This window comes from Pseudomonas sp. A (assembly GCF_056270345.1).
Window position 1 is genome coordinate 632,725 of sequence record NZ_CM149873.1, and the last position, 20,081, is coordinate 652,805.

Annotated in this window: 19 protein-coding genes and 1 pseudogene; 9 read left to right on the top strand and 11 right to left on the bottom strand. The window is 65.1% G+C overall.

Going from position 1 to position 20,081, the window contains the following annotated elements:
* Positions 1-66 precede the first annotated feature (66 nt).
* From AC0MAZ_RS02790 to dadA, 4 genes are all read right to left on the bottom strand, one after another.
* A complete protein-coding gene (locus AC0MAZ_RS02790) occupies positions 67-471 on the bottom strand; it encodes a c-type cytochrome (protein WP_232855493.1) in 405 nt (134 codons plus the stop codon).
* A 154-nt stretch (positions 472-625) separates the two neighbouring features.
* A complete protein-coding gene (locus tag AC0MAZ_RS02795; RefSeq protein WP_023629132.1) occupies positions 626-1,174 on the bottom strand; it encodes a cupin domain-containing protein in 549 nt (182 codons plus the stop codon).
* 108 nt (positions 1,175-1,282) lie between these two features.
* On the bottom strand, positions 1,283-2,356 hold the full coding sequence (gene alr, locus AC0MAZ_RS02800; RefSeq protein WP_475860098.1) for an alanine racemase: 1,074 nt from the start codon (positions 2,354-2,356) through the stop codon (positions 1,283-1,285).
* A gap of 194 nt (positions 2,357-2,550) precedes the next feature.
* Positions 2,551-3,852: a D-amino acid dehydrogenase gene (dadA, locus tag AC0MAZ_RS02805; protein WP_186732204.1), complete on the bottom strand. Its 1,302-nt coding sequence runs from the start codon at positions 3,850-3,852 to the stop codon at positions 2,551-2,553.
* A 156-nt stretch (positions 3,853-4,008) separates the two neighbouring features.
* Here dadA and dadR point away from each other — a divergent pair, with 156 nt between their 5' ends.
* A complete protein-coding gene (gene dadR / locus AC0MAZ_RS02810; RefSeq protein ID WP_003258963.1) occupies positions 4,009-4,497 on the top strand; it encodes a transcriptional regulator DadR in 489 nt (162 codons plus the stop codon).
* 159 nt (positions 4,498-4,656) lie between these two features.
* Here dadR and AC0MAZ_RS02815 read toward each other — a convergent pair whose 3' ends face one another.
* Complete coding sequence (locus AC0MAZ_RS02815) at positions 4,657-5,010, bottom strand: YkgJ family cysteine cluster protein (RefSeq protein WP_254464587.1); 354 nt, start codon at positions 5,008-5,010, stop codon at positions 4,657-4,659.
* Between the two features lie 168 nt (positions 5,011-5,178).
* Here AC0MAZ_RS02815 and AC0MAZ_RS02820 point away from each other — a divergent pair, with 168 nt between their 5' ends.
* The gene (locus AC0MAZ_RS02820; protein ID WP_475860101.1) at positions 5,179-6,471 is read left to right on the top strand and encodes an NAD(P)/FAD-dependent oxidoreductase; all 1,293 of its coding nucleotides are present in this window, start codon (positions 5,179-5,181) and stop codon (positions 6,469-6,471) included.
* 145 nt (positions 6,472-6,616) lie between these two features.
* On the opposite strand, the gene AC0MAZ_RS02825 is transcribed toward AC0MAZ_RS02820, so the two are convergent.
* On the bottom strand, positions 6,617-6,847 hold the full coding sequence (locus AC0MAZ_RS02825; protein ID WP_186712306.1) for a DUF1127 domain-containing protein: 231 nt from the start codon (positions 6,845-6,847) through the stop codon (positions 6,617-6,619).
* Positions 6,848-7,025: 178 nt separating this feature from the next.
* On the opposite strand from AC0MAZ_RS02825, the gene AC0MAZ_RS02830 reads away from it, so the two are divergent.
* Both AC0MAZ_RS02830 and AC0MAZ_RS02835 read left to right on the top strand, forming a co-directional pair.
* Positions 7,026-8,456, top strand: coding sequence for an aminotransferase-like domain-containing protein (locus tag AC0MAZ_RS02830; RefSeq protein WP_475860103.1), 1,431 nt, complete (start codon positions 7,026-7,028; stop codon positions 8,454-8,456).
* 60 nt (positions 8,457-8,516) lie between these two features.
* On the top strand, positions 8,517-10,061 hold the full coding sequence (locus tag AC0MAZ_RS02835) for a phospholipase D family protein (protein WP_475860105.1): 1,545 nt from the start codon (positions 8,517-8,519) through the stop codon (positions 10,059-10,061).
* Positions 10,062-10,183: 122 nt separating this feature from the next.
* Here AC0MAZ_RS02835 and AC0MAZ_RS02840 read toward each other — a convergent pair whose 3' ends face one another.
* Both AC0MAZ_RS02840 and AC0MAZ_RS02845 read right to left on the bottom strand, forming a co-directional pair.
* The gene (locus tag AC0MAZ_RS02840; RefSeq protein WP_475860107.1) at positions 10,184-11,323 is read right to left on the bottom strand and encodes an MFS transporter; all 1,140 of its coding nucleotides are present in this window, start codon (positions 11,321-11,323) and stop codon (positions 10,184-10,186) included.
* Between the two features lie 100 nt (positions 11,324-11,423).
* A complete protein-coding gene (locus AC0MAZ_RS02845) occupies positions 11,424-12,917 on the bottom strand; it encodes an aldehyde dehydrogenase (RefSeq protein WP_203649416.1) in 1,494 nt (497 codons plus the stop codon).
* A gap of 196 nt (positions 12,918-13,113) precedes the next feature.
* Here AC0MAZ_RS02845 and AC0MAZ_RS02850 point away from each other — a divergent pair, with 196 nt between their 5' ends.
* Entirely contained in the window at positions 13,114-13,473 is a 360-nt protein-coding gene (locus AC0MAZ_RS02850; RefSeq protein WP_050707521.1) for a cupin domain-containing protein, read from the top strand.
* Positions 13,474-13,627: 154 nt separating this feature from the next.
* On the opposite strand, the gene rpmG is transcribed toward AC0MAZ_RS02850, so the two are convergent.
* Positions 13,628-13,783 (bottom strand): 50S ribosomal protein L33, encoded by a 156-nt coding sequence (gene rpmG / locus AC0MAZ_RS02855; RefSeq protein ID WP_003253507.1) that lies wholly within the window; start codon positions 13,781-13,783, stop codon positions 13,628-13,630.
* 11 nt (positions 13,784-13,794) lie between these two features.
* Positions 13,795-14,031, bottom strand: coding sequence for a 50S ribosomal protein L28 (gene rpmB, locus AC0MAZ_RS02860; protein WP_023629974.1), 237 nt, complete (start codon positions 14,029-14,031; stop codon positions 13,795-13,797).
* Between the two features lie 362 nt (positions 14,032-14,393).
* Here rpmB and AC0MAZ_RS02865 point away from each other — a divergent pair, with 362 nt between their 5' ends.
* Positions 14,394-15,983, top strand: coding sequence for an ABC transporter substrate-binding protein (locus AC0MAZ_RS02865; RefSeq protein WP_475860110.1), 1,590 nt, complete (start codon positions 14,394-14,396; stop codon positions 15,981-15,983).
* Between the two features lie 94 nt (positions 15,984-16,077).
* On the opposite strand, the gene radC is transcribed toward AC0MAZ_RS02865, so the two are convergent.
* Positions 16,078-16,758: a RadC family protein gene (gene radC / locus AC0MAZ_RS02870; protein ID WP_234562099.1), complete on the bottom strand. Its 681-nt coding sequence runs from the start codon at positions 16,756-16,758 to the stop codon at positions 16,078-16,080.
* Between the two features lie 127 nt (positions 16,759-16,885).
* Between radC and coaBC the strand changes: the two genes are divergently transcribed.
* The 3 genes and pseudogenes from coaBC to AC0MAZ_RS02885 form a co-directional block, all read left to right on the top strand.
* Positions 16,886-18,097, top strand: a complete 1,212-nt coding sequence (gene coaBC / locus AC0MAZ_RS02875; protein ID WP_203649404.1) for a bifunctional phosphopantothenoylcysteine decarboxylase/phosphopantothenate--cysteine ligase CoaBC — start codon at positions 16,886-16,888, stop codon at positions 18,095-18,097.
* Positions 18,098-18,102: 5 nt separating this feature from the next.
* Positions 18,103-18,558: a dUTP diphosphatase gene (gene dut / locus AC0MAZ_RS02880; protein ID WP_050707525.1), complete on the top strand. Its 456-nt coding sequence runs from the start codon at positions 18,103-18,105 to the stop codon at positions 18,556-18,558.
* A 134-nt stretch (positions 18,559-18,692) separates the two neighbouring features.
* Positions 18,693-20,066 (top strand): annotated as a pseudogene (locus tag AC0MAZ_RS02885) (phosphomannomutase/phosphoglucomutase); the annotation flags it as partial.
* Between the last annotated feature and the right edge of the window lie 15 nt (positions 20,067-20,081).

Sequence of the window (20,081 nt, forward strand, 5' to 3'; positions counted from 1 at the left end):
ATAGGACTCCAGGTGCAAAAACAAAGCCCGCCAGGATAGGCGGGCCTTGTGTATTCCATCTATGGCTTACAGCCCGGACATCTTCTTGATCGCACCCTTCAGGTCTTCATCCGAGCAATCGGCGCAGGTGCCCTTCGGCGGCATGGCGTTGATCCCGGTGATAGCCTTGGCCAGGATGCCGTCAAGGCCGCCCTGGTGATCGGCACGCTCTTTCCACGCCGCGGTGTCGCCGATCTTCGGCGCGTTCAGCAGGCCGGTGCCATGGCAGGCGTTGCAGTGCTTGGCGATGATCTCGTCCGGGGTCTTGGCACCGCCGCCGCCGGCAGTGGCGGCCACTTCCATGCCCTTGCATTCCTGGCCCTGGACGCACACCTGGCCAACCGGCTCGAGGCGCTTGGCGATGTCGTCGTTGGTTGCAGCGGTTGCGCTCATTGCCCAAAGGGCGAATACGGCTGCTGGTATGGCCAGCATCTTCTTGATTTGGTTCACGCGAACACCCTCATGGTGGCTAATCACGCCCGCGGCCACGGAATTGCGAGCGTTGAAAAGTATAGCGGGAACCCGGAAGGCGTGAAACGACCACACTCAGGGAAAGGGTATTGGCGAATCAATGCACTGCGCTGGATCAAAAGTTCGACGGGGTCGCCGCGCTGATCAAACGTGCCGGCTCCTCGAATGGGTTGCGAAAGCGGTGTGGACGGGTGCTTTCGAAGTAATAGCTGTCGCCGGCCTCGAGAATGAAGATCTCGGTACCAACCACCAGCTCCAGGCGGCCTTCAAGCAGGATGCCGGTCTCTTCGCCGTCGTGGGTGAGCATTTCCGCGCCAGTGTCGGCACCCGGCGGGTAGACCTCGGTGAGGAAGGCGATGGCCCGGTTGGGATGCGACTTGCCGACCAGTTTCATGGTCACCGCGCCGTCGGAGATGTCGATCAGCTCGTGGGCCTTGTAGACGATCTGGGTCGGGCTTTCCGGCGCCAGCTCCACCGAGAAGAACTCGACCATGGACATGGGGATACCGCTGAGCACCTTGCGCAGGGAGCTGATTGACGGGCTCACGCTGTTCTTCTCGATCATCGAGATGGTGCTGTTGGTCACCCCCGCGCGCTTGGCGAGTTCGCGCTGGGACAGGCCCTTGAGCTTGCGGATGGCTTGCAGTCGTTCACCGACGTCCAAAGCTGGAGCCTCCTGAATCGGTCGAGATGGGGGTAGTGTGAACGATATGATGGCAATGCCGTTCAGTATTTACAACACACAGCCCCGCAGCCTGTCCGCTTCAGCGCCTTATTCGCCGATATAGTCCAGTGGCACGCGCTTGAGATTGCAGAAGATCTGGTACGGAATGGTCCCGGCCTGCATCGCCACGTCGCTGGCCAGGACTTGCTTGCCCCACAGCTCCACCGGGCTGCCGATGGTGGCCTCGGGCACCTCGGTGAGGTCGACGCAGAGCATGTCCATCGACACCCGGCCGATCAGCTGGGTGCGCTTGCCGGCCACCACCACCGGGGTGCCGGTGGGCGCCTGGCGTGGGTAGCCGTCGGCATAGCCCATGGCGACCACGCCCACGCGGGTCGGGCGCGGGCTGAGGAACTTGGCGCCGTAGCCCACCGGTTCGCCGGCCGGCAGCTCGCGCACGCTGATGATCCGCGATTGCAGGGTCATCACCGGTTGCAGGCGGGCCGCTTCGGCCTGCGCCACCTCGAACGGCGTGGCGCCGTAGAGCATGATGCCCGGGCGCACCCAGTCGCTCTTGATGCTCGGCCAGCCCAGCACGGCCGGTGAGTTGCGCAGGCTGCACTCGGCAGCCAGGCCCTGGCGTGCGGCCTCGAACACGGCGACCTGCTGCTCGGTGGCGGCGGCATCGAGTTCGTCGGCGCGGGCGAAGTGGCTCATCAGCACGATGCGCGACACCTTGCCGCTGGCCAGGAGGCGCTGGTAGGCGTCGTGGTAATCCTTGGGGTGCACGCCGACGCGGTGCATGCCGGTGTCCATCTTCAGCCAGATGGTCAGCGGCTTGCGCACCGAGGTCTGCTCGAGCGCTTCCAGCTGCCACAGCGAATGCACCACGCACCACAGGTCATGCTCGGCGATCAGCGCCAGCTCGCTGGCCTCGAAGAACCCTTCAAGCAGCAGCACCGGTGCCTTGATGCCCGCCGCGCGCAGCTCCAGGGCTTCCTCGATGCAGGCCACGGCAAAACCGTCGGCCTCGGGCTCGAGCGCCAGGGCGCAACGCACCGCGCCATGGCCATAGGCGTCGGCCTTGACCACGGCCAGGGCCTTGGCGCCAGTCAGCTCACGGGCCAGACGGTAGTTGTGACGGAGGGCTTGGAGGTCGATCAGGGCACGGGCGGGACGCATGGCGGCAGCCTTCTGGCAGTTCTGGTTTTCGATAAAGCCCCGACGCGGCAGATGGGGGTAGGTACCCACCGCGCCGGGGTGAGGGAACAGGTCAATCGGTGTGAACTTCTTCGCGGGTAAACCCGCTCCCACAGGGGGCAGCACAAACCTGTGGGAGCGGGTTTACCCGCGAAAGGGCCGGCGCAGACGCCCGCTTACTGGTGCGCAGGCGCCGGCTGGCCATGCTTGGCGATCTCGCGGCTGTTGCCATAACGCGAGATGTCCAGGCCTTCGGCACTGATCTGCGGCTTCTTGCGCGCGATCAGGTCTGCCAGCAGGCGACCGGAACCGCAGGCCATGGTCCAGCCCAGGGTGCCGTGACCGGTGTTGAGGAACAGGTTACGGAACTTGGTCGCCCCGACGATCGGGGTGCCGTCCGGGGTGGCCGGGCGCAGGCCGGTCCAGAAGCTCGCCTGGCTCAGGTCGCCGCCGCGAGGATAAAGGTCGTTGACGATCATCTCCAGTGTTTCGCGCCGACGCGGGTTCAGCGACAGGTCAAAACCGGCGATCTCGGCCATGCCGCCGACACGGATGCGGTCGTCGAAACGGGTGATGGCGACCTTGTAGGTCTCGTCCAGGATGGTCGAGGTCGGCGCCATGTCGCCGTTGGTGATCGGCACGGTCAGTGAGTAACCCTTGAGCGGGTAGACCGGGGCCTTGATGCCCAGCGGCTTGAGCAGCTGCGGCGAGTAGCTGCCCAGGGCCAGCACGTAGCGGTCGGCGGTTTCCAGCTTGCCGTCGATCCACACGCCGTTGATGCGGTCGCCGGCGACGTCCAGGCGCTGGATGTCCTGGCCGAAGCGGAACTCGACGCCCAGCTTGATGGCCATCTCGGCGAGCTTGGTGGTGAACAGCTGGCAGTCGCCGGTCTGGTCGTTGGGCAGGCGCAGGGCACCGGCGAGGATGTCCTTCACCCCGGCCAGGGCCGGTTCGACGCGGGCAATGCCATCGCGGTCGAGCAGCTCGTATGGCACGCCGGATTGCTCCAGCACGGCGATGTCCTTGGCCGCGGCGTCGACCTGGGCCTGGGTGCGGAACAGCTGGGTAGTGCCCAGGCTGCGGTTTTCGTAGGCAATGCCGGTTTCGGCGCGCAGCTCGTCGAGGCAGTCGCGGCTGTACTCGGACAGGCGCACCATGCGCTCCTTGTTCACCGCGTAGCGGCTGGCGGTGCAGTTGCGCAGCATCTGCGCCATCCACAGGTACTGGTCGACGTCGCCGGTCAGCTTGATGGCCAGGGGCGCGTGACGCTCCAGCAGCCACTTGATGGCCTTGAGCGGCACGCCCGGGGCGGCCCAGGGCGAGGCATAGCCGGGCGAGATCTGGCCTGCGTTGGCGAAGCTGGTTTCCATGGCCACCGCCGGCTGGCGATCGACCACCGTGACCTCGAAACCTTGCCGGGCCAGATAGTAGGCACTGGCGGTACCGATCACACCGCTACCAAGTACCAGAACTCGCATTGTTGTATCCCTCGCACGCGGCTCGCCGCAGTCTTTTGTTGAAATGGCATGGATGCGCGCAGTATATGAATCTCAAGCCAGTGCTATTCACTATATAAGCAGCTATATTTGGCGAGAATTCTCGGCAAAATCGCCTTTCACGGAGGGGCATCCCCTATGAGAACCCAGCACCAGAGCAAACGTGAACTGGACAAGATCGACCGCAACATCCTGCGGATCCTGCAGAATGACGGGCGTATTTCCTTCACCGAACTGGGCGAGAAGGTCGGGCTGTCCACCACCCCCTGCACCGAGCGCGTACGGCGCCTGGAGCGCGAGGGGATCATCATGGGCTACAACGCCCGACTCAATCCGCAGCACCTGAAGGGCAGCCTGCTGGTGTTCGTCGAGATCAGCCTGGACTACAAGTCCGGCGACACCTTCGAGGAATTCCGCCGCGCCGTGCTCAAGCTGCCCCATGTGCTGGAATGCCACCTGGTGTCGGGCGACTTCGACTACCTGGTGAAGGCGCGGATCTCGGAGATGGCCTCGTACCGCAAGCTGCTCGGCGACATCCTGCTCAAGCTGCCCCATGTGCGCGAGTCGAAGAGCTACATCGTGATGGAAGAAGTGAAAGAGAGCCTGTGCCTGCCGATCCCGGACTAGGGTCTGTACGAAATGTGTCTGCGCGAAGGCCAGACAAGGCGAAACGGGGGGAGGAACGGCCGGGGTCGCGCCCGACTGTACTGGAGTACATGAGCATTCCGAGCCCCGTTTCAACGCAGTATGGGCGAGTGCAGATACATTTCGTACAGAGCCAAGGCCTCAGACCAGCACCTGACGGGTCGTGGCGATGAACTGGTGGACCAGTTGCTCGGCCTCAGGCTCGATGGGTTGCGCCGGCCCTCGGCCACGGGGGCAGGCCAGGCGCGGGGTGGTGCCGAACAGGCGGCAGATCATCGGACGCTCTTCGTAGACCGTGCAGCCGTTCGGGCCCAGGTGCACGCAGTCCAGGCGCTCCAGGGCGGCGTCTTGCTCGGCCTGGGTCTTGCGCGGCAGGCGGGCCATCTCCTCGGCGGACGTGGTGACCGGGCCGCAGCAATCGTGGCAGCCGGGCTCGCACTCGAACGAGGGAATGAGTTCGCGCAGGAAGTGGATCTTGTGGCGGTTGCAGGACATGACCGAGGACAGTGCGATGAATGAGGTTGAATTATAAGCCCAATCGCGGGGCAACCCCGCTCCCACGCCAGTACGTAAGCGTGGGAGCGGCGGTGCGCCGATGCGACTTGCCCCGCGATTGGGCAGTTGCCTATCCTCCCCCTTTCGTCTCAATCCAGGAATCGACCCATGGTCCACAGCGCGCAGCACGCCGCCTCTTACTACGCCGCCAGCAGCGCGCCACACCCAGACCATCCGTTCCTGCAAGGCGAGCACAGCGCCGACGTATGCATCGTCGGCGGCGGCTACTCGGGCCTGAACACCGCCATCGAACTGGCCGAGCGCGGTTTCTCGGTGATCCTTCTGGAAGCCCGCAAGCTCGGCTGGGGCGCCAGCGGCCGCAACGGCGGCCAGCTTATCCGCGGCGTCGGCCACGGCCTGGAGCAGTTTCTCCCGGTGCTCGGTGAAGACGGTGTTCGCAGCCTGAAGCTCATGGGCCTGGAGGCCGTGGAGATCGTCCGCGACCGCGTCGAGCGCCATGGCATCGACTGCGACCTGACCTGGGGCTACTGCGACCTGGCCAACAAACCCGCCGAACTGCAAGGCTTCGCCGAGGACGCCGAGGAACTGCGCAGTCTGGGCTATCGCCACGAACTGCGCCTGGTGCAGCCCGGCGACATGCACTCGGTGGTGGGCTCCGACCGCTATGTCGGTGGCCTGGTCGACATGGGTTCGGGCCACCTGCACCCGCTCAACCTGGCACTCGGCGAAGCCGCCGTGGCCAGCCGCCTGGGCGTTGGCCTGTACGAGCAGTCTGAAGTAACCCGCATCGAGTACGGCTCCGAGGTGAAGGTGCACACCGCCCAGGGCCGGGTGCGCGCCAAGACCCTGGTGCTGTGCTGCAACGCCTACCACAACGACCTCAACCGCGAGCTGGGCGGCAAGGTGCTGCCCGCCGGCAGCTACATCATCGCCACCGAGCCCCTGGGCGAAGAGCGCGCCCGCCAGTTGCTGCCGCAGAACATGGCGGTGTGCGACCAGCGCGTGGCGCTGGACTACTACCGGCTGTCCGCCGACCACCGATTGCTGTTCGGCGGCGCCTGCCACTACTCGGGCCGGGATCCGCAGGACATCGCCGCCTACATGCGACCGAAGATGCTCCAGGTGTTCCCGCAACTGGCCGATGTGCGCATCGACTACCAGTGGGGCGGCATGATCGGCATCGGCGCCAACCGCCTGCCACAGATCGGCCGCCTGGCCAGCCAGCCCAACGTCTACTACGCCCAGGCCTATTCCGGCCATGGGGTCAACGCCACCCACCTGGCCGGGCGCCTGCTCGGCGAGGCCATCAGCGGCCAGCAGGGTGGTCGTTTCGACCTGTTCGCCAAGGTGCCGCACACCACCTTCCCCGGCGGCAAGCTGCTGCGCTCGCCGCTGCTGGCGCTGGGGATGCTTTGGTACCGGCTCAAAGAACTGGTTTGAGTCGAATTCAGCACGCCCCTGTAGGAGCGGCCTTGTGCCGCGAAAGGGCCGCAGCGCGGCCCCAGGGTCTCGAATCAGACTGAAGATTGCCGGGGCTGCTGTGCAGCCCTTTCGCGGCACAAGGCCGCTCCTACAGGAGATCGGCTCAATCCTTCCAGAAAGGCTTGCGCCCTTCCTGTCGCGCCTGTTCCCAAGTCAGCCCGATATCGCGCAACTGCCGATCATCCAGCTGCAGCAGCGCCCTGCGGGTCCGCCAGCGATGCAGCATCAGGCCCCAACGACTCAAGCCAGCCGGCGCATTGAAGACCTTGGGCCGCTGACCAGCCTCGAGTTCACCAGGCAACAGTTGCAAGCGCACATCGCTCAAGCCACCCATCACTGCGTTCTCCCATCAGTTGATACCGTGGAGAAAGCATGCGCGCTCGCACCTTCGACAATACAGACCCAACAATGACTTATTATCCCCATACAGAATTGGCGAAAAGTCGGCTGAATGAAGTATTTTCCAGCCATCTGTATCGGTCATCGACCCGCAAAACGCCCAGGAGTATGCCGTGACGCTCTACCTCAACCTCGCCGAACTGCTCGGCTCGCGTATCGAGCAAGGCCTCTACCGCCCCGGCCAGCGCCTGCCCTCGGTGCGCGCCCTGAGCGTCGAGCACGGCGTCAGCCTGAGCACCGTACAGCAGGCCTATCGCCTGCTGGAGGACAACGGCCTGGTATCGCCACGGCCCAAGTCCGGCTATTTCGTCGCCGAGGATCGCCAGCTCCCGGCCCTGCCCGACATCAGTCGCCCGGCCCAGCGGCCTGTGGATATCTCCCAGTGGGAACAGGTGCTGGAGCTGGTCCGCGCCACCCCGCGCCCGGATGTGATCCAGCTCGGTCGCGGCATGCCCGACGTCGACAGCCCCACCCTCAAACCGCTGCTGCGCAGCCTGGCGCAGATCAGCCGGCGCATGGACATGCCTGGCCTGTACTACGACAACATCCACGGCAACGCCCAGCTGCGCGAGCAGATCGCCCGACTGATGCTCGACTCCGGCTGCCGCCTGGGCCCAGCCGACCTGGTGGTAACCACCGGCTGCCACGAAGCGCTGTCGTGCAGCATTCGCGCGGTGTGCCAGCCCGGCGACATCGTCGCGGTCGATTCGCCCAGCTTCCACGGCGCCATGCAGACGCTGAAGGGCCTGGGCATGAAAGCCCTGGAGATCCCCACCGACCCGATCACCGGCATCAGCCTGGAGGCCCTGGAGCTGGCCCTGGAACAGTGGCCGATCAAGCTCATCCAGATCACCCCCAGCTGCAACAACCCGATGGGCTACATCATGCCCGAGGCGCGCAAGAAGGCCCTGCTGACCCTCGCCCAGCGCTACGATGTGGCGATCCTCGAAGACGATGTGTATGGCGACCTGGCCTACACCTATCCACGTCCGCGCACCATCAAGTCGTTCGACGACGATGGCCGCGTGCTGCTCTGCAGTTCATTCTCCAAGACCCTGGCCCCGGGCCTGCGGGTCGGCTGGGTAGCCCCGGGGCGCTACCTGGAGCGGGTGCTGCACATGAAGTACATCAGCACCGGCAGCACCGCCTGCCAGCCACAGCTGGCAATCGCCGACTTCATCGCCGAAGGCCACTACCAGCCGCACCTGCGCCGTATGCGCAGCCAGTACCAGCGCGGCCGCGACCAGATGTGCGACTGGGTGACCCGCTACTTCCCGCCGGGCACCCGCGCCAGCAGGCCCCAAGGGGGCTTCATGCTGTGGGTTGAATTGCCGGAAAGTTTCGATACGCTGCGCCTGAACCGCGCTTTACTGGAGCAAGGCGTGCAGATTGCCGTGGGCAGCATCTTCTCGGCCTCGGGCAAGTACCGCAACTGCCTGCGCATGAACTTCGCCGCCCGGCCCACGGCGCAGATCGAAGCCGCCGTGCGCAAGGTCGGTGAAACCGCCCTTCGTCTACTGGAGGCCGAGCACGGCGGCGGGTAACTTTGCGCCGCCTTCCACGGCCCAACCCAATAAGCCCTTGCTGCACAGGACGATCCACCCTTGAGACTCCAGCGAGCCCTGCCTCTGCTGCTGGCGCTCGGCCTGTTTGGCTGCGCCAGCGTCGGTACACCGCGTGAAGTCAGCCAGGCATTACCGGCAGCCGACTCGGCGTTCGGTCGCTCGGTGCAGCGCCAGGCCGCGCCTTACGAGGGGCGCTCGGGCTTCCGTCTGCTGCCCAACAGCAACGAGGCGTTCCGCGCCCGCGCCGAGCTGATCCGCAACGCCCGGACAAGCATCGACCTGCAGTACTACATCGTCCACGACGGCCTCAGTACCCGCGCCCTGGTCCACGAACTGCTGCGCGCCGCCGACCGCGGCGTACGCGTGCGCATCCTGCTCGACGACACCACCAGCGATGGCCTGGACAGCCTGATGGGCACCCTCGCCGCCCACCCGAACATCCACATCCGCGTGTTCAACCCGCTGCACCTGGGGCGCAGCACCGGCGTCACCCGCGCCGTGGGGAGGCTGTTCAACCTGTCGCGCCAGCACCGGCGCATGCACAACAAGCTGTTCCTGGTGGACAACAGCATGGCCATCGTCGGTGGTCGCAACCTGGGCGACGAGTACTTCGATGCCGAGCCCAACCTCAACTTCACCGACATCGACCTGCTGGGCGTGGGCCCGGTGGCCGAGCAGCTCGGCCACAGTTTCGACCAGTACTGGAACAGCGCCCTGAGCCGCCCCATCGGCGATTTCCTCTGGCGCCAGCCCGATGCCGATGACCTGTTCGCCAGTCGCCAGCGCCTGGAGGTGTCGCTGGCCGAGGCGCGGGTCAAGCGCAAGGCGCTGTACGACCGCCTGATGGCCTATCAGACGCAGCCGCGCCTGGACGTATGGCGCAACGAACTGATCTGGGCCCACAGCCAGGCGTTGTGGGATGCGCCAAGCAAGGTGCTTGCGGACGACGAGCCGGATCCACGATTGCTGATGAGTCGGCAGTTGGCCCCGGAACTGAACGGTGTGCACAAGGAACTGATCCTGGTGTCCGCCTATTTCGTGCCCGGCGAACCGGGGCTGCTGTACCTGACCAGCCGCGCCGACGCCGGCACCTCGGTCAAGCTGCTGACCAACGCCCTCGAAGCCACCGACGTACCGGCCGTGCACGGTGGCTACGCGCCCTACCGCCGTGCCCTGCTCGAGCATGGCGTGCAACTGTACGAGCTGCGTCGCCAGCCCGGCGCCCCTCGGCCACGCCTGGGCTTGCATGGCAGCTCCGATTCGAGCCTGCACAGCAAGGCCATGGTGTTCGACCGGCGCAAGACCTTCATCGGTTCGTTCAACTTCGACCCGCGCTCGGTGCTGTGGAATACCGAGGTCGGGGTGCTGGTGGACAGCCCGGAGCTGGCCGAATACACCCGCGACCTGGCCGTGCAGGGCATGGCGCCGGCGCTGAGCTACGAGGTGAAGCTGGTGGACGGGAAACTGGCCTGGGCGACCGAGGACAATGGCCAGCGGCATATGCTGCTGACCGAGCCGGGGGGGATATGGCGACGCTTCAATGCCTGGATCAGCAAGGCGGTCGGGCTGGAGAAGATGTTGTAGCTGGGATTTCCGGGGGCGCTTTGCGCCCCTTTCGCGGCACAAGGCCGCTCCTACAGGGGACCGCGATCTTCTGTAGGAGCGGCCTTGTGCCGCGATGGGCTGCGCAGCAGCCCCAGGATGGCTCAGGCCGACGCCGGCTCGAAGGCATTCCGCCGCCGGGTCAGCACCACCAACCCCGCCGCCCCCACCGCCATCAGCAACGGCAGCGCATGCCCGCTGATCCACTGGCTCCCCGCCCCGGCCAGCAGCGGCCCAAGCAGGCAACCGATGCCCCACAGCTGCGCCACATGGGCATTGGCCCGCACCAGTTCATCGTCCCGGTAGCGCTCGCCGATCAGTACCAGCGACAAGGTGAACAAGCCACCCGCACTGGCACCGAACAGCACCCACAGCGGCCAGATCACCGGTGTGTGCAACAGCAACGGAATCGCCAGGCTGGAAACCAGCAAGGTCAGCGCGCAACCACTGAACAGCGTGCGTCGCGACATACGGTCGGCCAGCGCGCCAATCGGCAATTGCAGTACCGCATCGCCCACCACCACGGTACTGACCATGAACAGCGCCACCTCCGTGGTGAACCCCTGTTGCAGGCAATACACCGGCAGCAGGGTGAGGATCATCGCTTCGAACGCCGCGAACAGCGCAATGGCCCATGCGATCACTGGCAAGCGCCGACAGAACCCGAACAGGTCGCGGAAAGTAACGCTACAGGCCTCGGTACTCGGTGCCCCACCTCGGCCCAACAGGATCAACGGCGCAACCAGCAACAGCCCGGTCGCCGCCCAGAAACCAAAGTCGTCGTCCGAACCGAGAAAGCCCAGCACCAGCGGCCCGGCCAGCTGGCTCAGGGCATAGCTGCTACCGTACAGGGCAACCAATCGGCCACGCCACTGCTCGACCACCAACTGGTTGATCCAGCTTTCGCCGAGGATGAACACCACGGTCAGCGACATGCCGATCATCAGCCGCAGCAACAGCCACAGCGGGTAGCTGGGCAACAGCGCCACCAAGCCGATGGACAGTGCCCCGCCCCACAGGCACAGGCGCATGGCGGCCGGGACGCCGATCCAGCCGGCCAGACGGCTGGCAATGGCAGCGCCGACCAGCACGCCAAGCGCCGGCATCGCCGCCATCACGCCGATGGCGAACCCGCCGTAGCCCCAACCCTCCAGGCGCAGGGACACCAGCGGCATGCTCACACCGAGCGCGAGCCCGACACTGAGCACCGACGCCAGGACGGCAAAGTAGGTTCCCCAACGCATAGCGGCCTCCGGAAAAAATCTGGCAAAAAGCATCGCGGGGCAAGCCCGCTCCCACGACTGACGTGGGAGCGGGCTTGCCCCGCGAAAAGACGCTACCTGATTACAGCTTGATCCAGGTCGCCTTCAGCTCGGTGTACTTATCCAGCGCATGCAGCGACTTGTCACGGCCGTTGCCCGACTGCTTGAAGCCACCGAACGGCGCAGTCATGTCGCCGCCGTCGTACTGGTTGACCCAGACGCTGCCGGCGCGCACGGCGCGGGCAGTCTTGTGGGCCTTGGAGATGTCCGCGGTCCAGATGCCGGCGGCCAGGCCATACGGCGTGTCGTTGGCGATGGCGATGGCTTCCTCGGCGGTGTCGAAGGTGATCACCGACAGCACCGGGCCGAAGATCTCTTCCTTGGCGATCTTCATGGCGTTGGTCACGCCGTCGAAGATGGTCGGCTCGACATAGGTGCCACCAGTCTCTTCGAGGATACGCTTGCCACCGGCCAGCAGCTTGGCGCCGTCCTGGTGACCGGCGTCGATGTACGACAGCACGGTGTTCATCTGCTGGGTGTCGACCAGCGCACCGACGGTGGTCGCCGGATCCAGCGGGTTGCCAGGCTTCCAGGCCTTGAGGGCCTCGACCACCATGGGCAGGAACTTGTCCTTGATCGAGCGCTCGACCAGCAGGCGCGAACCCGCGGTGCAGACCTCGCCCTGGTTGAAGGCGATGGCGCTGGCGGCGGCCTCGGCGGCGGCCTGCAGGTCAGGGGCGTCGGCGAAGACGATGTTCGGGCTCTTGCCGCCGGCTTCCAGCCAGACGCGCTTCATGTTCGACTCGCCCGCGTAGACCATCAACTGCTTGGCGATCTTGGTGGAGCCGGTGAACACCAGGGTGTCGACATCCATGTGCAGGGCCAGGGCCTTGCCCACGGTGTGGCCGTAGCCTGGCAGCACGTTCAGCACGCCCGCCGGGATACCGGCCTCGATGGCCAACTGGGCGATGCGAATGGCGGTCAGCGGCGACTTTTCCGACGGTTTCAGGACGATGGAGTTACCGGTGGCCAGGGCCGGGCCCAGCTTCCAGCAGGCCATCAGCAGCGGGAAGTTCCACGGTACGATGGCACCGACCACGCCTACTGGCTCGCGGGTCACCAGGCCCAGCTGATCGTGCGGGGTCGGGGCGACTTCGTCGTAGACTTTGTCGATGGCTTCGGCAGTCCAGTGGATGGCCTGGGCTGCACCCGGAATGTCGATGGAGGAGGAGTCACCGATCGGCTTGCCCATGTCGAGGGTTTCGAGCAGGGCCAGTTCCTCGACGTGCTTGCGCAGCAGGTCGGCGAAGCGGATCAGCTTGGCCTTGCGCTTGGCCGGAGCCAGGCGCGACCAGACGCCGGATTCGAACACGGCGCGGGCGTTGTCGACGGCGCGGTTGGCATCGGCCAGGTCGCAGCTGGCGACCTTGGCCAGGAAGCGTCCGTCCACCGGGCTCAGGCAGTCGAAGGTTTCACCGGATGCGGCATCGGTGTATTCGCCGTTGATGAAGGCGCGGCCTTCGATCTTCAGTTGCTGGGCACGCTGTTCCCAGTCCGCACGAGTCAGGGTGGTCATAGGAAACTCCTCTCTTGTTAAGGTGCAACGCCGCACTGAGGACTCACGGGCGCTGTCAGAAATTCTGGCCGGGTGACAAACGCACACCGGCATCCAACACCCTAAACCAGGGCGGTGAAACTATCAATATATTTGACACGAATAGCCTAAAAGCCTACTGATGTGCATTTTATTAAACAACAACAGGGTAACCACCATGAGCATCGCCAGTATTGTCGACTTCGCCCAGGTTCTCACCGAGGCCGAACGCTACCGCCCCGCGGCGGAGAAAATCCTCAAGGGCGAGCCTGACCAGGCCGTCTACAACCACTACTCCAGCCCTTGCGGTCAGTTCGCCGCCGGCGTCTGGGAGGGCGAGGTGGGCCAGTGGACGGTGAGCTACACCGAGCACGAGTACTGCGAGATCGTCCAGGGCGTGTCGGTGCTGCGTGACCAGGAAGGCAACGCCAAGACCCTGCGTGCCGGTGATCGCTTCGTCATCCCGGCCGGCTTCAAGGGCACCTGGGAAGTGCTGGAGCCGTGCCGCAAGATCTATGTGCTGTTCGAGCAGAAATAAGCGCCCGCTTCTTCGCGGGTAAACCCGCTCCCACAGGTTCGGCGCGCCCCCTGTGGGAGCGGGTTTACCCGCGAAGAAGCTGGACACGATGTTCCTGCAGGCATAAAAAAACCCGCCACCTTTCGGTAGCGGGTTTTTTCAGGTTGCCGATCAATTACTTGATCTTGGCTTCCTTGTAGACCACGTGCTTGCGGACGACCGGATCATATTTCTTGATCTCGATCTTGTCCGGAGTGGTGCGCTTGTTCTTGTCGGTGGTGTAGAAGTGGCCAGTGCCAGCACTCGATACCAGACGGATCAATTCACGCATGATGTTCTCCCTTAAACCTTGGCGCCAGCACGGCGGATGTCGACCAGAACGGCATCGATGCCGCGCTTGTCGATGATACGCATGCCTTTGGCGGATACGCGCAGACGCACGAAACGCTTCTCGGACTCAACCCAGAAACGGTGGTGCTGCAGGTTCGGCAGGAAACGACGACGGGTTTTGTTGTTTGCGTGGGAAATGTTGTTCCCGGTTACTGGACCCTTACCAGTAACTTGACAGACTCTCGACATGACTCAGCCCTCTAAAACCACATGCCCAACCCGGCATGGGTTGGCCGCTTAATCTCTCAGTCTTTGGCGCCAGGCGCCGTGATTCTGGAGGTCTTATCGACCGGATTCGCTGATGCGACAGGCCGAGCCCCTAGAAAAGAGCGCTGCTTTATACCAGAAAGACTACGCCGCAACAACAGAAAGTGAGCATCCACCTGCTGCAAATTGCGGGGGAGCAGCATAACGACTCGCCCGCCACACTGTCGACCGCTCGTCGCCAAGCACCTGAAAAAGAGGGTGGTCATTTCTTGTAGCGCACACTAGGGTAGGGCCATTTCCAGACTGCACCGGCAGATGGGCCACCGACCAGCCAAGGAGTCACCATGCGTGCCGCCGCCCTTTCCTTGTTTTTCACTGCCCTGTGCGCCGCCGGTCTGGCCCAGGCCGCACCACTGTCGGTGTGCACCGAAGCCAGCCCGGAGGGCTTCGACGTGGTGCAGTACAACTCGCTGACCACCACCAATGCTTCGGCTGATGTACTGATGAACCGCCTGGTCGAGTTCGACGCCGGCCTCGGCAAGGTGGTGCCGAGCCTGGCCGAAGGCTGGTCGGTATCGCCCGACGGCCTGATCTACGACTTCAAGCTGCGCCAGGGCGTGCAGTTCCACACCACGGCGTACTTCAAGCCGAGCCGCGAGCTGGACGCCGACGATGTGCTGTTCAGCTTCCAGCGCATGCTCTACCCCGCCCACGCCTGGCACAAGACCGCCCCGGGCGGCTACCCGCATGCCCAGTCGCTGCAGCTGGCCAGCCTGATCAAGGCGATCGACGCCCCCGATCCGCACACCGTGCGCTTCACCCTGACCCATGCCGACGCTACCTTCCTGGCCACCCTGAGCATGGGCTTCGCCTCGATCTACTCCGCCGAGTACGCCGACAAGCTGCTCAAGGCCGGCACCCCGGACAAGCTCAACAGCCAGCCGGTGGGTACCGGGCCGTTCGTCTTCCAGCGCTTCCAGAAGGACGCCGTGGTGCGCTACCGCGCCAACCCCGACTACTTCGCCGGCAAACCGTCCGTCGACCCGCTGATCTACGCCATCACCCCGGACGCCAACGTACGCCTGCAGAAGCTCAAGCGCGGTGAGTGCCAGGTGGCCCTGTCGCCCAAGCCGCTGGACATCGCCGAAGCCGGCAAGGACGGCAACCTCAAGGTGGTCACCACGCCAGCGTTCATGACTGCCTTCGTCGCCATCAACAGCCAGCATCCGCCGCTGGACAAGCCCGAGGTGCGCCAGGCGATCAACCTGGCCTTCGACAAGGCCGCCTACCTGAAGGCGGTGTTCGAAGACACCGCCACCGCCGCCAACGGCCCTTATCCGCCGAACACCTGGAGCTACGCCAAGGACTTGCCCGGCTACGTCCTGGACCAGAAGAAGGCCAAGGCGCTGCTGGCCAAGGCTGGCCTGGCCAAGGGCTTCGAGACCACGATCTGGACCCGCCCGGCGGGCAGCCTGCTCAACCCCAACCCCAGCCTCGGCGCGCAGATGCTCCAGGCGGACCTGGCCAAGGTCGGTATCAAGGCCGAGATCCGCACCATCGAATGGGGCGAGTTGATCCGCCGCGCCAAGGCCGGCGAGCACGACCTGCTGTTCATGGGCTGGGCCGGTGATAATGGCGACCCGGACAACTTCCTCAGCCCGCAGTTTGCCTGCGCGGCGGTCAAGTCCGGGACCAACTTCGCGCGCTTCTGCGACAGCCGCCTGGACCAACTGATCAATGCCGGACGCACCACCAACGACCAGAGCGTGCGCAGTCGCCTGTACCAGCAGGCGCAGACGCTGATCCAGCAGCAGGCGCTGTGGCTGCCTCTGGCACATCCGACGGCGGCGGCGCTGCTGCACAAAGGGGTCGAGGGTTATCAGGTGAGCCCGTTCGGGCGGCAGGACTTCAGCAAGGTTTCCGTCAGCCGTTGAGGCCTTTTCGCGGGTAAACCCGCTCCCACAGGTTACGCGCAAATCCTGTGGGAGCGGGTTTACCCGCGAAGAGGCCGGTGCAGCTTGCCCACGACTAACCCGCCAACCACCCATGCTCGAGCATCGACAGCGGCTCGCCATCACCGACGATGACATGGTCCATCACCCGCACATCGATCAGCGCCAGCGAGCGCTTGAGCATCAGCGTCAGATGCACGTCATCCTGGCTCGGCTCGCAATTGCCCGACGGATGGTTATGGCAGAGGATCAGGGCCGCCGCGTTGTGCAGCAATGACCGGCGCACGACCTCGCGTGGGTAGATGCTCGCGCGGTCGATGGTGCCGCGGAACAGTATTTCGAACGCCAACGGTCGATGCTTGGTATCCAGGAACAGGCAGCCGAACACCTCGCTGGACTCGTGCCGCAGCATGGACTTGAGATAACGCCTCACCGAGGCCGGGCTCTCCAGGACCGAGGCACGCTCGATGTGTTCGTCCAGATAGCGCCTGCCGATCTCCAGCAATGCCTGCAACTGCGCATACCGCACCGGCCCCAGGCCTGGCTCGCGCAGCACCTTGGTCCGGTCCGCCTCGAGAAACTGCCGGAGCCCACCGAACTTCGCCAGCAAGCCACGGGCGAGATCAAGCACATTGCGTCCGGCAACCCCCGAGCCCAGTAGCACGGCCAGCAATTCCGCGTCCGAAAGGATCGACGCCCCGCGCTGCAACAGCTTTTCCCTCGGCCGCTCCTCAGCCGGCCACTCCCTGATGTTCATTTCCCCTCCTCGCCTGCCACTACGGCCCTTTTGGGCGCTGTGTTAATCTAGTTCGCTTCGAAAATGCGACGATCTGCCGCAGGCAGCTGTCGTCGCCACCCGCTTTCACTGGAATAAGGCAAGGCCTATGCAGCGGTTGTATCGCAAGCGCATCGTTCTCGGCGTCGGTGGCGGCATCGCCGCCTACAAGAGCGCCGAGCTGATTCGCCGACTCCTGGAACACGGCGCGCAGGTGCGCGTGGTCATGACCCGTGGTGGCGCCGAGTTCATCACCCCGCTCACGCTGCAGGCGCTGTCCGGCCACCCGGTGCACATGGACCTGCTCGACCCCGCCGCCGAAGCGGCCATGGGCCATATCGAGCTGGCCAAGTGGGCCGACCTGGTGCTGATCGCCCCGGCCACCGCCGACCTGATGGCGCGCATGGCCCAAGGCATGGCCGACGACCTGCTGACCACCCTGGTGCTGGCCACCGACGCCACCGTGGCCGTCGCCCCGGCGATGAACCAGGCCATGTGGCGCGACCCGGCCACCCAGGCCAACCTCGAGCTGCTCAAAAGTCGCGGCATCCAGGTATTCGGCCCGGCATCCGGCAGCCAGGCCTGTGGCGACGTCGGCCTGGGCCGCATGCTCGAAGCCACGGACCTGGCCTGGTGCGCCGCCGAGAGCTTCAAGCGCCAGGCCCTGACCGGCAAGCACGTGCTGATCACCGCCGGTCCGACGCAAGAGAACATCGACCCGGTGCGCTACATCACCAACCATAGCTCAGGGAAAATGGGCTTCGCCCTGGCCGAGGCCGCCGCCGAAGCGGGGGCCCGGGTGACCCTCGTCACCGGCCCGGTGCACCTGCAGACGCCCGACCGGGTCAACCGCATCGACGTGGTCAGCGCGCGGGACATGCTCGCGGCCTGCGAGGCGGCCATGCCCTGCGACCTGTTCATCGCCTCGGCCGCGGTCGCAGACTACCGCCCGGAAGTCGTCGCCCCACAGAAGCTCAAGAAGGATCCCACCACAGGCGACGGCATGCTGCTGCAGATGGTGCGCAATCCCGATATCCTTGCGACCATTGCCGGTCGGCCTGATCGCCCGTTCAGCGTGGGCTTCGCCGCCGAGACCGAGCACCTGCTCGACTACGCCACGCGCAAACTCAAGGACAAGAACCTCGACCTGATCGTCGCCAATGATGTGGCCAACCCCAGCATCGGCTTCAACAGCGAGGAGAACGCCCTGACCGTGATCGACCGCCAGCAGCACCAGACCCTCTTCGCGCAGACCAGCAAGGGCAAGATCGCCCGCCAGCTGGTTGCCTTCATCGCCGAACGGCTCAACCAGGTTCAATAAGTTACATGCACGCTCTTCAAGCCAAGATCCTCGACCCACGCCTGGGCACCGAATTCCCCCTTCCGCAGTACGCCACCCCCGGCTCCGCCGGCCTGGACCTGCGCGCCCTGCTCAAGGAGGACACCGTCCTCGAGCCGGGCCAGACCCTGCTGATTCCCACCGGCCTGTCGGTGTACATCGGCGACCCGGGCCTGGCGGCCATGATCCTGCCGCGCTCGGGCCTGGGCCATAAGCACGGCATCGTGCTGGGCAACCTGGTCGGCCTGATCGACTCGGACTACCAGGGCGAGCTGATGGTCTCCTGCTGGAACCGCGGCAATACGCCGTTCACCATCACCGTCGGCGAGCGCATCGCCCAGCTGATCCTGGTGCCGGTGGTGCAGGCGCACTTCGACATCGTCGAGCAGTTCGACGAGACCCAGCGCGGTGCCGGCGGCTTCGGGCACTCCGGCACCCGCTGAGCCGACAGCAGACCGCTCGGGCCATGGATGGCGAACTCTCTGGCGAAACCGCCGTCCAAGCGTTCAGTTTGCGCTTGCCCAGAAGCCTTTGACTTATGGAGTCCCCAGAGATGAACGACATGGCCCAGCTGGTCCCCGCACTGCCCGACAGCATCTTCCGCGCCTATGACATCCGTGGTGTGGTCGGCAAGACCCTGCATGCCGAGACCGCCTACTGGATCGGTCGCGCCATCGGCGCCCAGACCCTCGCCCAGGGCGAGCCACAGATTTCGGTCGGCCGTGATGGCCGCCTGTCCGGCCCGATGCTGGTCGAGCAACTGATCAAGGGCCTGGCCGACGCCGGTTGCCAGGTCAGCGATGTCGGCCTGGTACCCACTCCGGCGCTGTACTACGCCGCCAACGTGCTGGCCGGCAAGTCGGGGGTGATGCTCACCGGCAGTCACAACCCGTCGGACTACAACGGTTTCAAGATCGTCATCGCCGGCGACACCCTGGCCAACGAGCAGATTCAGGCCCTGCTGACGCGCCTGAAGACCAACGACCTGACCCGCGGCGAAGGCCGTGTGGAAAAAGTCGAGATCCTCGACCGCTACTTCCAGCAGATCACCGCCGACGTGAAGCTGGCCAAGCGCCTGAAGGTGGTGGTCGACTGCGGCAACGGCGCCGCCGGCGTGGTCGCCCCGCAACTGATCGAGGCCCTGGGCTGCGACGTCATCCCGCTGTTCTGCGAGGTCGACGGCAACTTCCCCAACCATCACCCGGACCCGGGCAAGCCCGAGAACCTGGAAGACCTGATCGCCAAGGTGAAAGAGACCGGTGCCGACATCGGCCTGGCCTTCGACGGCGACGGCGACCGCGTCGGCGTGGTGACCAACACCGGTAGCATCGTCTACCCCGACCGCCTGCTGATGCTGTTCGCCCAGGACGTGCTGTCGCGCAACCCGGGCGCCGAGATCATCTTCGACGTCAAGTGCACCCGCCGCCTGACCCCGCTGATCGAGCAGCACGGTGGCCGTGCGCTGATGTGGAAGACCGGCCACTCGCTGATCAAGAAGAAGATGAAGCAGACCGGCTCGCTGCTGGCCGGCGAGATGAGCGGACACATCTTCATCAAGGAACGCTGGTACGGTTTCGACGACGGCATCTACAGCGCCGCGCGCCTGCTGGAGATCCTCAGCAAGGCCGGGCAGGATGCCGAAAGCCTGTTCGCCGCGTTCCCCAATGATATTTCCACGCCGGAAATCAACATTGATGTGACCGACGAGGGTAAATTCAGCATCATTGATGCACTGCAACGCGACGCCGACTGGGGCGAAGCCAACCTGACCACCATTGACGGTGTGCGGGTCGACTATCCCCACGGCTGGGGCCTGGTCCGCGCCTCCAACACCACGCCGGTGCTGGTGCTGCGCTTCGAGGCCGACAGCGCGGCAGAGCTCGACCGAATCAAGGCTGTATTCCGCACGCAGTTGCTGCGGGTCCAACCCGGCCTGCAACTGCCGTTCTGACGACTATACGTTCCT